We start from the raw sequence: 11181 nt of genomic DNA, 5'->3' as shown, positions 1-11181 counted from the left end.
CAGCGATGTGCTTGATCAGACCTCACCCCTTCGGCGCGGGCCCTTGCCGCCGCGCCGGGCGCGTCATGGCTTCGAGCTCGAGCAGCTGGTTGAGCTGCTCCTCGGTGAGCAGCTTCTCCTCCAGCACGATCTCGGCGACCGAGCGGTTCTCCTTCAGCGCGCGGCGCGCGACGCGGGAGCTCGCTTCATAGCCGAGCGACGGCGCCAGCGCCGTGATCAGGCCGATCGAGCCCTGCACCAGGCTGCGGCAGCGTTCGCGGTCGGCCTCGATACCCTCGACGCAGCGCCGGGTCAGCGTGTCGACCGCCGCGGTGAGCATCCGCAGCGAGCTCAATACGCAGTAACCGATGGTCGGCTCGAAGGCGTTGAGCTGCAACTGCCCGCCCTCCGCGCACATCGTCACCGTGAGATCGTGCCCGATGACGAGAAACGCGACCTGGTTGACCACCTCGGGGATCACGGGATTGACCTTGCCCGGCATGATCGAGGAGCCGGCCTGCACCGCCGGCAGACGGATCTCGCCGATGCCGGTGCGCGGCCCCGACGATAGCAGCCGCAGGTCGTTGCAGATCTTCGACAGCTTGACCGCGACGCGCTTGAGCACGCCGGAAAACAGTACGAAGGCGCCGAGGTCGGAGGTCGCCTCGATCAGGTTCGAGGCCAGCACCATCGGCTGGCCCGACAGCCGCGACAATTCCTCGACGGCGAGCGCGGCATAGCGCGGATCGGCATTGATGCCGGTGCCGATCGCGGTGGCGCCGAGATTGACCTCGCGGAACAGCGCCGAGATCTCGTTGAGCCGCGCGACGTCCTCCTTCACGGTGACGTGGAAGGCGTCGAACTCCTGGCCGAGCGTCATCGGCACCGCGTCCTGCAACTGGGTGCGGCCCATCTTCAACACGTCGGCGAACTCCACCGCCTTGCCCTTGAAGGCGTAGGCGAGATCGTCCAGCGCACGCACCAGCGGCTGGGTGGCGAAGATCACGGCAAGCCGCAGCGCGGTCGGATAGGCGTCGTTGGTTGACTGCGCCATGTTGACGTCGTCGTTCGGATGCAGCGCGTGGTAATCGCCCGGCTTGCGGCCCATCAGCCTCAGCGCGACATTGGCGATCACCTCGTTGGCGTTCATGTTGGTCGAGGTGCCGGCGCCGCCCTGGATCGCGTCCACGACGAAGGACTCGGCATAGACCTTCTCGGTCGCAACCTGGACGCAGGCCGCCTCGATCGCACTGGCCTTCTCGGGCGAAAGGTAGCCGAGCCGCTTGTTGGCGCGCGCCGCGGCCTGCTTGACCAGCGCCAGCGCGCGGACGAATTCCGGGAAGTGACCGACCGGCACGCCGGTGATCGGAAAATTCACCACCGCGCGCTTGGTGTGGATGCCCCACAGCGCATTGACAGGCACCTCGTCCTCGCCGAGCAGATCGTGCTCGGTGCGCGACTGCGCCTGCTCGATCGGCACGGTGCGGACGGTCGCGACCGCAAGTTCGCTCGGGCTCGAGCCCTCGCCGGACGGCGGCGCGGCACCTGCGGTGCTCGTGGTCTCAACCCGGGAATCGGCCATCGCTGCACTCCGTTGGCTGCTGCAGAATACTCTGCCGTGCTGGGCATGATGCCTCCGGCGATGGATCAATGCCAATGCCGTCCATGGCGCCATCGGGGCGTTTTGCGTGGATTTGTTGGAGACGACACTACGGAGAGAGTGTTATCGTGCGCAGTTGCGAAGCATCGGCGCGGTGCTGCCGTGATGGCGGCGCGTGACGCGGCTCCGTCTTGCGAATGCCGACTAAGCAATTGTTTCTAAACATTTCTCACGCGGTCACGCACGCGTTTGTGACGAGGCGGCGCGTCCCGGATCGATTAACAGCGGGAGACGCGCAGACGTACCGAACAGGCAACGAGAACAGATACATCGTGCTCACGACTCCCGATGCCTTGACCCTCACCTTCCGCTGTCCGGCGGAGCTCGACGGCAGGATCCCGCCGCCGGTGCCGGCGAGTCTCGGCCTGCCCGGCTGGCTCAAGGCAATGCCGACCCAGGCGTTCAATGCGGTCAACATGCGCGACGAGGACACCGTCAAGCGCTGCCCGCCTTTCGTCGACGCCATGACTTCGGGCTTCCTGCTGCCGCTGATCTGCGACCTCAAGGTCGAGAACGGCGCGATCACCTGGGACAACGATCTTCCCACCGGCGAGCTCGACTTCCCGCGCTCGCCGATCGGCTTCCATGACGGCAGCCAGGTGACCGGCACGCCGCTGTTCGAGGCCGACCGCTTCGTGATCAAGTTTCACAATCTGTGGAGCATCGAGGCACCGGCGGGCTACTCGCTGTTCTTCACGCATCCGGTCAATCGCTTCGACCTGCCGTTCACCACGCTGAGCGGCCTCGTCGATTGCGACCTGTTCCACGACAGCTGGATTCACTTCCCGGCGCGCTGGCACGACACCAGCTTCAACGGCGTGCTGCCCAGGGGCACGCCGGTCGCACAATGCATCCCGGTGAAGCGCGACAATTGGGCCGCCCGCACCGCGGCGATGACGCCGCAGGAAACGCAGCAGGTGCAGGCGCTGACGAAGAAGATCAGCCGCGAGCCCGGGCTGTACCGGCGGCAATTCCGGACGTAGCGGCGCGTTTCGCCAGCCGGCGGGCACAATGCAAGCAGCGCATGCGGTGTCATCACCCGGCTTGACCGGGTGATCCAGTATTCCAGAGGCAGCAGTGCTTGAGCCGAGAGGCCGCGGCGTACTGGATCGCCCGGTCGAGCCGGGCGATGATAGTGAGGGTGTGGAGGCAGCTTCGGACGCGCGACCCGGAAACAGGTGCCGCGCTACGCCGATCTAGCCCGGCTCGCTCAGGAATTTCGCCAGCGCGCTCGGGCGGAGGAAGAAGCGGCCGTGCGAGGATTGCGCCAGCGCGTAGGTGGCGCGGCCGATCATCTGCGGCCGGCCGCGCATCGCCTGGCGCAGATTGGCCTCGCCGGTCTCGCGTTCGCCCATTTCGAGCAGGCACGCGGAAAAATCGGCGCGGGTGGCGACATCGCCCGGACGCTGCGCCAGCACCCGGCGATAGAGGTCCGCGGCCGCGGCGTAGTCGCCGTCGAGCAGCAGTACGCGCGCCAGCACCGTCAGAATATCGGGATGATCCGGCGCGGCCGCGCGCGCCATTTCGAGGATCGCCCGCGCCGGACCGCGCTCGCCCCGCTGGAGCAGCAGCCGCGCCAAATCGAGCTGCAGCGCGACCACGTCTGGCGCGAAGCCGAGCGCGCTTTCGATTACCGCGATGGCCTCGTCGCCGCGGCCCGCCTTGGACAATTGGCCCGCGAGCTCCTGAAACGCCGGCAGGAACGGCGGACGGCGCGCCGTGGTCCGGCGCAACAGCTCGATCGCCTCGCTGCCGCGGCCGGCTCCGCCGAGCGCCGCGCCGAGCAAGGTCTCGAGACCAGGGTCCTCGATCCGCCGCACGGCCCGCTCCAGCGGCGCGACCGCCTCCGCCGCGCGGTTCTGCGCCAGCAGCGCCCGCGCCAGCAGCGAGGCGGCGCCGACATCGGTGCGGCTCGCCTTCAGGACCTCGGCCGCGATCCGCTCCGCCTCGGCAAATTGCCCCATCTGCAGCGCCAGCGCGGCACGCTGCAGGGCGGGCGACGGAGTTTGGTTCGCGGATGGCGGAGGAGGTTTCGGCATGGGGCGTGTGATGATGGCGGTCCGGCCGTTATCACCGCCGCGGCACCAGCCGTCCAACAACAGTCGCGTGATGAGCGATGTCACGGATTCCCCACGACGGTAGCGCGACCTCATTCGGGGTCGCGCTCAGCTCCGGCCGATACGCCCCGGGACAGCGAACCGTCCCGGGGCGCGGACGTCAGTTGACCGCAGCCGGGGCCGGCTTCTTCTCGGCATCACGACCGATGTAGCCGTCATGCACGTCCTGGGCCTTGGCGTATTCGGGCTGGAACCGGACGCTGGCGTAGTGCGAGGCTTTCTCGGCCTCCTGTGCACGCTTGCCCAATTCGGCCGTGTCGCCGAAGCCGAGCACCTGGCGCGCCAGTTCGGTCAGCGGGCCGTCGACCTGATACTCGGTGCGCTGCATCGTCAGCAGGTTGATCAGGTACAGCGGCGTGCCGTTGAACTTCTCGAACATCTCATGCCGGCTGCCCCACTCGGTCAGGAAGCGCTCGCTGATCTGGCGGAAGATCTTGATCCGGTCATGGGCGCTGATTTCGGCACCGCGCAGCGCCTCCGCTAGCTTCGGCCCGATATAAGGATCCTCCAGCTCGCGCTTCGACGGCTGGATGACCACGCCGCGGCCGCAGAAGTCGATCAGCGTGTTGACCATCTTGTGCTGGTGCTCGAGATAATAGGCACGGCCGAAATCGATGTAGATGTTGTTGGGCTTGTAGAGCCCGCCGGGCGTCGCGAAGCCGGTCTCCTCAGCCGCGATCATGAAGGCACGGCAGGTCTCGCGGAAGCGGATCAGTTCCGCAAGCTGCGCCTGGACGACCGGATTTGAAGTCGTGCCCAGCGATTGCGTGAGCAGCAGCGCAAGCCCGACCATCAGCTCGGCGTGGACGCAGTGACGGATCTGGGTCTCCAGATGCACCCAGTCGAACTGCCGCTGCGGATACCACTTGGCGTGATCGGGATTGCCGATGTGCTGCACCTGGTTCCAGGGGATCAGCACGTCGTCGAAATACACCATCGCATCGAGTTCGTCGCCGATGGTGGCGAGCGGCCGATCATAGGGATCGGCGTCGGGCTCGGCATTCGACTTTCGCGCAACCACCGAGATGCCCTTGGTTGCGATCGGCACCAGCGCGTAGACGGTCTGCTCGGGCGTCTGGCCGGGACGCCACAGATTGCCGATCAGGAGATGGTTCACGAACGGCACCGACGTGCCGATCGCCTTCCAGCCCCTGACGAGGATGCCGTCATCGCGCTCCTCGACGATCTTCAGCATCGGGGTCTCGGCCATCGCGTTGTCGCGGCCGCGGTCGAACTGCACGTCGAGGAACATCGGAGAGATCGCGAGGTCCTTCGACGTCACCTCTTCCCACTGCCGCTGGATGTTCTTCGAGAGATCGCGCTTGCCGTTCTTGAAGCGGGAATTCTCCGCCCACGGCTTCTGGTCGTCGACCTGGGTGAACATGACGACGTTCATGCCAGCCGGCGGGCGCGTGAAGATGCCGCCCTTGAAATGCCGGCAGAGGAAGTCGCAATACTTGCGGCGGCGGACAACGTCTTCCTTCGATCGCGGCAGGAACCAGTGCATCGACTGACGCTTGCCGTCGGTGTCGACGAAGGTGGCGATGTCCTGATTCTTCGGATCGAGATGAAGGTCGTAGTATTCGGCGATCGCGTGCGCGTAGCCCTTGGTTGCCGGATGGGTCGTGATGTCGTCGATCAGCTCGCCGCCGACATAGACCTTTCGGCCGTCGCGCAGGGATGCAAGATACTCTTTGCCGGACCTCATGCTCTAATCTCCAGTTTGGGGGGTGTTGAGTTGGCGCTGGAACGTGGCTGCGTCCCAGTAGTCTCTGCTGCTCAGGATCACGCCGTCTTCCGTGCGAAGGACGTGAACTCCATGCAGTGACACTCTCTGGCCGCGCGGAACGATCGGGCCCATCTGCCCGCTCAGCGTTGCGGTCATGAGATAAGTGATCGCGACCAATCCGGCCGGATCGGCGATCTGGGCCTGCGCATGCCAATGCGCATCAGGAAACCAGCTGAAGAATTTGCTCAGCCCGCCTGCGATCTCGCCGGGACCGCGCTTGGGCTTGCCTTGCGCAACGTCCTCGTGGGTCGCATCCGCCGCATACAACCTGGCGACCGCATCCGGGTCGTGATCGTTGTAGGCCCGGTAGAGAAGCTCGGGCAATCCGGTCAGCGTCATCGGTTAAACCCTTTCGAGAGCGGCGAGGTCGTCGATCCCGACGCCGCGGAGATACTTGCCCTCGCCGTACAGCAGCGGACCGCGCGCCGTGGGCGCGAGGATCGACTCGATGGTCGCGATGACGATGTTGTGGCTTCCGACCACGCGGACTTCCGCGACCCTGCAATCGAAGCTGACGATGGAATCGCGCAGGATCGGCATCGCGACCCGGCTCGGGATCAGCGCGGCCGGAACGACATGGTCATCGACATACTTGTCCGAACCGGCGGCGGAGCAGAGCTGCGAAACGTGGAGCTGGGCCTCACTCAACAGGTTCACGGCAAAGCGGCCGTCGCGCGAAATGTCCGACGCCGTCACGGTACGGCTGTTGACGCAGACCAAAAGCGTCGGCGGATCCATGCAGACCGGCGTGAATGCGCTCACGGTCATTCCCCACGGCCGCCCCGCGTGGCGTGTGGCGATGACGGTGACGCCACCCACCATGCGGCGCATCGCGGCCCGGAACACGTCGGCGTCGGAGCCGCCATCGAGCTCCCACGACGTCAGTCCGACGTCGTCGCGACGTTCGCTGCGCCGCGCAGATCGTGCTTCCCGATCGACCATGTATCCTCCCGTCGTCCGCCGGTCCGCATGTGCGCCACGCCTGCGATTTGCTCGCTATTGTTTGCGTTCCGCCGCTGATTGCGTGCGTTGACGATCCAACGGTAGGCGGACGGCAGCGGGAGCGTCCAATCGATATTTGAGATTCGAACTATCGGCCGCGTGGATGCAGCATTTTGCTGCAGCGCATCCCGATCCGATTGCAATTGTGCTGCGGGCATGCAGAATTTCGACCTTCTCAACGCCGCCGCCTTCAGCGAGCCGTGCGATGTGAATGCCGCGATCCGCTCCATCGATGGGAGCCTGTCTTGAACCTTCGAAACGTTGATCTGAACCTGCTGGTTGTTCTCGATGCGCTGCTCAACGAACGCAACGTCAGCCGCGCCGGCGAACGCATCGGCCTGAGCCAGTCCGCGGTGAGCGCTGCATTGGCGCGCCTGCGCGACATGTTTCACGATCCGCTGCTGGTCCGCGTCGGCCGCGATCTCGCATTGACGCGCAACGCCGAGGAGCTGATCGTCCCGCTGCGCGAGACGCTCGACAGCATCGAAACCAGGCTGCTGCAGAAGCGCGGCTTCGATCCCGGTACGGACGTGCGAACATTTTCCATCAGCGCGTCCGATTATGCGGCCCTGGTGCTGCTTGCCCCGTTCGTCCGTGCGGTCGCGGCCGAAGCGCCGAATGTCACGGTTCACCTGCTGCCGCGGTCGCGCGATCCGGCTCGAATCCTTCAGGCCAACCAGGCGGACCTCGTCATCGAGCCGAGCGAACTGTTCGGCGAGAGCGAATTTCCGTCTTCCCCGCTGATGAGCGATCGCTGGCTCTGCGCGTTGGACGCCGACAATTCGTTGGTGCAGGGTGACAAGATCACGCAGGAGCAGTTTCTCCGTCTCCCGCATCTGGTCTACGGCATCGGACGCGATCGGCAGCTCAACCTCGCGGACCAGCACCTGGCGCATCTCGGCATCCAGCGGCAGATCGACGTGACGGTCGAAAGCTTTCTGCTCGCGCCCTTCCTGATTCAGGGCACCCAGCTGGTCAGCCACGTCCTCGAACGGGCCGCCAAGCGCCTGATTGCAACCATCGGCATCCGACTGGTGGAATCGCCCTTTGATGTGCCCGATATCCACGAAGCAATGTACTGGCACCCGCGGCACACCGCCGACCCCGCGCACCTGTGGCTGCGCGAGCGGCTCAAGGCCATAGCCAAAGAGTTGGATTCGGCCGAGTAGCGGGATGGGGGTTTCGCGCGGCTAGGCCCGGCGAACGAAGGAATTGGCGATCCCGGGAAGACTCGAACTTCCGACCTACGGTTTAGGAAACCGTCGCTCTATCCGGCTGAGCTACGGGACCGCGAACCCGCGAGGTGCGGGCGTGGCCATCCCATAGCAGAGACGCCGCCTGATCGCCAGCCCGCGCGAACGCCGGGCGTGCGAAGTTGCACCGATCGTTGGCGCCTCGGCGCAGCACAATCGATTATGACGACTTCGGTGGTTGATGGCCGATGGCGGCGTTGCGCCGGTAGATCTCCAGCAGGCCGCGAATGGTGAGGTCGGGATCGAAATGATCGATCGCGGTGGTGGCGCCGCGGAACAGCGAGGTGACGCCGCCGGTCGCGACCACGGCCATCGCTTCGTTCCGCTCGGCCTTGATCCGTGTGATCATGCCTTCGATCATCGCGACGTGGCCCCAGAACACGCCCGACTGCATGGCGCTGACGGTGTCGTTGCCGACGACACGCCGCGGCCGTTGCAGGGCCACCCGGGGCAGCTTCGCGGCGGCGGCGTGCAGCGCCTCCATCGAGAGGTGGACGCCGGGCGCGATGATGCCGCCCTCGAAGGCGCCGTCACGGCCGATCACGTCGAGCGTGATGGCGGTGCCGCTGTCGACGATGATCAAGGGCGGCTCATACAGTACGCGGGCGCCGAGCGCATTGACCAGGCGGTCTGCCCCGACCTCGGAGGGTTTCAAGGTCCGCACCTCGATGCCGAGCTCGATGTTCTCGCCGACGATCAGCGGCTCGACGCCGAGATAGCGGCGCGACAAATTGCGCAGATTGAAGATCGACTGCGGCACGACGCTCGAGATCACGCAGGCATTGAGTTCGGCGGCGTCGAGCTTCTGCATCGCCATCAGATACGACAGCCAGACGATGTATTCGTCCGCCGTTCGGGTCGGCTCGGTGGCCGAGCGCCATTGCGCGACCCAACTCGCGCCGTCATGAACCGCGAAGACGCTGTTGGTGTTGCCCTGCTCGATCGCCAGCAGCATCGGCTCGCCCCCATGTGATGCACCCCGCGGCGCAGCACGCGGATCACGAGCCATAGCAGAGGCGTTGCCTGATCGCCAGTTCGCGCCGCCGACGCGCCGTGCGGCGCGACGCGCCTTACGCCACCTGCCGCGCCGGTGCCGGTGACGGCCCGGCTGCGTTCGCCGCCTTGCCTGGCGGCAGGAATTCGAGCGCCTCGTCGGCCAGCGAGCCGTAGCGCAGGGTCATCAGATCGAGCGCGTAGTTCTGGTACAGCCGCCACGGCCGGCGGGAGCCCTGCTTGGGGAATTTGTCGACGGCGCGCTGGATGTAACCCGAGGAGAAATCCACCCAGGGCATCTCGGTGACATCAGGGTCGTTGCGCCGCGGCGTCACCTGCGCGTAGCCGCTGGCCTTCATGTAGTTGAGCAGCCGGCAGACATATTCGCAGGACAGATCGCATTTCAGCGTCCACGACGCGTTGGTGTAGCCGAAGGCGGCGGCGAGGTTCGGCACGCCGCTGCACATCAGCCCCTTGTAGTTCATGGATTTCGACAGATCGACGGGGGCGCCGTCGACCTTGAAGGCGAGCCCGCCGAGCACTTGCAAATCGAGACCCGTCGCGGTCACCACGACGTCGGCGTCGAGCGTGTTGCCGGATTTGAGCTTGATGCCGGCAGGCGTGAATGTCTCGATCTGGTCGGTGACGACGGATGATTTGCCGCTGCGCAGCGATTCGAACAGATCGCCGTTCGGCACCAGGCAGAGCCGCTGGTCCCACGGATTGTAGCGCGGCGTAAAATGGGTGGCGATGTCGTAGTCCGGACCGAGCGCGTGACGCACGCCGCCGAGGATCAGCTTCTTGACGCGCTCGGGGCTGCGCTTGCACAGCCGGTAGAAATACATGCCGAACAGCACGTTCTTCCAGCGGGTGATGCCGTAGGCGAGCTTGGCCGGCAGCCGCGCGCGCAGCCAGTCGGCGATCTTGTCCTTGTCGGGACGCGCGACCACATAGGTCGGCGAACGCTGCAGCATCGTGACGTGCGCGGCAGTCTTGGCCATTTCCGGCACCAGCGTCACCGCGGTGGCGCCGGAGCCGATCACCACCACCTTCTTGGCCGTGTAGTCGATGTCGTCGGTCCATTTCTGCGGATGGACGACGCGGCCGGCGAAGTCGGCGATGCCGGGGAAGTCGGGCGTGTAGCCGTGCTCGTACTTGTAGTAGCCGCTGCACATGAAGAGGAAGTTGCAGGTGAGGCGCTCGATCGTCTTCTCCGGCCCGCGCTCGACCATCACCGTCCAGCGTGACTCGGCCGTCGACCAGTCGGCGCTGACGACGCGATGGTTGAAGCGGATCTTCTTGTCGATGCCGTAGAGCGCCGCGGTCTCGCGCACATAGTTCAGGATCGACGGGCCGTCGGCGATCGCCTTCGGCTCAGTCCACGGCCGGAACGAATAGCCGAGCGTGTACATGTCGGAGTCGGAGCGGATGCCGGGATAGCGGAACAGGTCCCAGGTGCCGCCGATGCAATCGCGCCCCTCGAGGATCGCGTAGCTGCGGTCCGGGCAATTCTTTTGCAGATGATAGCCGGCGCCGATGCCGGAGAGGCCTGCACCCACGATCAGCACGTCGAAATGACTGGACACGCCCGCACCTCCCGTTTTGACAATCTATCTTGTCAGATAACTTGACATCTGACAATGCCACATGTCAATAGAGATTCATGGAAAGCAGCCGCAAAGCCCGCCTCTATGGCGGCCTGGACGCCGAGGAGCGCCGCGCCGAGCGGCGGCTCAAGCTGATCGATGCGGCTGTCGAGGTCTATGGTGAGGTCGGCTATCGCAGTGCGACCGTGAAGGCGATCTGCGAGGCGGCCGAGCTGACCGAGCGCTATTTCTACGAGTCATTCGCCAACAGCGAGGCGCTGCTGATCGCGGCCTACACCCATGTCGTCGATCACCTGCATGCAGAGATGAAAGCGGCGGCCGAAGCCGCGGGCAAAAATGCCGAGGCGCGGCTACACGCCGCGCTGACGCTGTATTTCACGCGGCTGAAGCAGCATCCCAAGCCCGCGCGCGTCTTCCTGCTCGAGATCTCCGGGATCAGCCCGGCAGTCGAGGCCATGACACTCGACGCCGGACGCGTCTTCAGCGAGATCCTGGTGCCGCCGGCGATCGATTCGACGCGGAATGGAAAAGGTCCAACGGCCCTGCTCTCGATCGGCATGGTCGGTGCCGTGATCTCGATCGCGCGGCGCTGGGTGTCGCGCGAATATCCTGAGACGGTCGAGGAGGTCGTCGCGGCCGCGGCGAGCTTCTGCAGCGTGGCGCTCGGCGCCGCGAAGCGCGCAAATCACGGCATCCCGGGCTGATTGGTTCTCCCACCGGCGCTTTATCTTACCGCAGGGCCCCTAATCCGGCCGTTTCGATCTCATTTCGCCAGAATTAC

11 protein-coding genes and 1 tRNA gene are annotated in these 11181 nt (G+C 65.5%); 3 read left to right on the top strand and 9 right to left on the bottom strand.

Features of this window, described 5'->3' with window-relative positions; translation table 11 throughout:
- Positions 1–22: 22 nt before the first annotated feature.
- Positions 23–1561: an aspartate ammonia-lyase gene (locus JQ633_RS24870; protein ID WP_211987725.1), complete on the bottom strand. Its 1539-nt coding sequence runs from the start codon at positions 1559–1561 to the stop codon at positions 23–25.
- Between the two features lie 350 nt (positions 1562–1911).
- On the opposite strand from JQ633_RS24870, the gene JQ633_RS24865 reads away from it, so the two are divergent.
- A complete protein-coding gene (locus tag JQ633_RS24865; protein ID WP_433995690.1) occupies positions 1912–2622 on the top strand; it encodes a hypothetical protein in 711 nt (236 codons plus the stop codon).
- Positions 2623–2835: 213 nt separating this feature from the next.
- Here JQ633_RS24865 and JQ633_RS24860 read toward each other — a convergent pair whose 3' ends face one another.
- From JQ633_RS24860 to JQ633_RS24840, 5 genes are all read right to left on the bottom strand, one after another.
- Positions 2836–3678 (bottom strand): tetratricopeptide repeat protein, encoded by an 843-nt coding sequence (locus JQ633_RS24860; RefSeq protein WP_211987724.1) that lies wholly within the window; start codon positions 3676–3678, stop codon positions 2836–2838.
- A 178-nt stretch (positions 3679–3856) separates the two neighbouring features.
- Entirely contained in the window at positions 3857–5464 is a 1608-nt protein-coding gene (locus tag JQ633_RS24855) for a 4-hydroxyphenylacetate 3-hydroxylase family protein (protein ID WP_211987723.1), read from the bottom strand.
- A 3-nt stretch (positions 5465–5467) separates the two neighbouring features.
- Complete coding sequence (locus tag JQ633_RS24850) at positions 5468–5884, bottom strand: ester cyclase (RefSeq protein ID WP_211987722.1); 417 nt, start codon at positions 5882–5884, stop codon at positions 5468–5470.
- A gap of 3 nt (positions 5885–5887) precedes the next feature.
- Positions 5888–6487, bottom strand: coding sequence for a flavin reductase family protein (locus JQ633_RS24845; RefSeq protein WP_211987721.1), 600 nt, complete (start codon positions 6485–6487; stop codon positions 5888–5890).
- Entirely contained in the window at positions 6427–6777 is a 351-nt protein-coding gene (locus tag JQ633_RS24840) for a hypothetical protein (protein ID WP_211987720.1), read from the bottom strand. Before JQ633_RS24840 ends, JQ633_RS24845 begins: the two co-directional genes overlap by 61 nt.
- A gap of 15 nt (positions 6778–6792) precedes the next feature.
- Here JQ633_RS24840 and JQ633_RS24835 point away from each other — a divergent pair, with 15 nt between their 5' ends.
- Complete coding sequence (locus tag JQ633_RS24835) at positions 6793–7716, top strand: LysR family transcriptional regulator (RefSeq protein WP_211987719.1); 924 nt, start codon at positions 6793–6795, stop codon at positions 7714–7716.
- 44 nt (positions 7717–7760) lie between these two features.
- Here JQ633_RS24835 and JQ633_RS24830 read toward each other — a convergent pair.
- The 3 genes from JQ633_RS24830 to JQ633_RS24820 form a co-directional block, all read right to left on the bottom strand.
- Positions 7761–7837: transfer RNA gene (locus JQ633_RS24830), tRNA-Arg, on the bottom strand.
- A 123-nt stretch (positions 7838–7960) separates the two neighbouring features.
- Positions 7961–8755 (bottom strand): type III pantothenate kinase, encoded by a 795-nt coding sequence (locus tag JQ633_RS24825; RefSeq protein WP_211987718.1) that lies wholly within the window; start codon positions 8753–8755, stop codon positions 7961–7963.
- 115 nt (positions 8756–8870) lie between these two features.
- Positions 8871–10379 (bottom strand): flavin-containing monooxygenase, encoded by a 1509-nt coding sequence (locus JQ633_RS24820; RefSeq protein ID WP_211987717.1) that lies wholly within the window; start codon positions 10377–10379, stop codon positions 8871–8873.
- Between the two features lie 77 nt (positions 10380–10456).
- Here JQ633_RS24820 and JQ633_RS24815 point away from each other — a divergent pair, with 77 nt between their 5' ends.
- Positions 10457–11104: a TetR/AcrR family transcriptional regulator gene (locus tag JQ633_RS24815; protein WP_211987716.1), complete on the top strand. Its 648-nt coding sequence runs from the start codon at positions 10457–10459 to the stop codon at positions 11102–11104.
- Positions 11105–11181 lie beyond the last annotated feature (77 nt).

The organism is Bradyrhizobium tropiciagri, assembly GCF_018130505.1.
Taxonomy (GTDB): Bacteria; Pseudomonadota; Alphaproteobacteria; order Rhizobiales; family Xanthobacteraceae; genus Bradyrhizobium; species Bradyrhizobium tropiciagri_B.
This window is presented reverse-complemented; position numbering and strand designations above follow the sequence as displayed.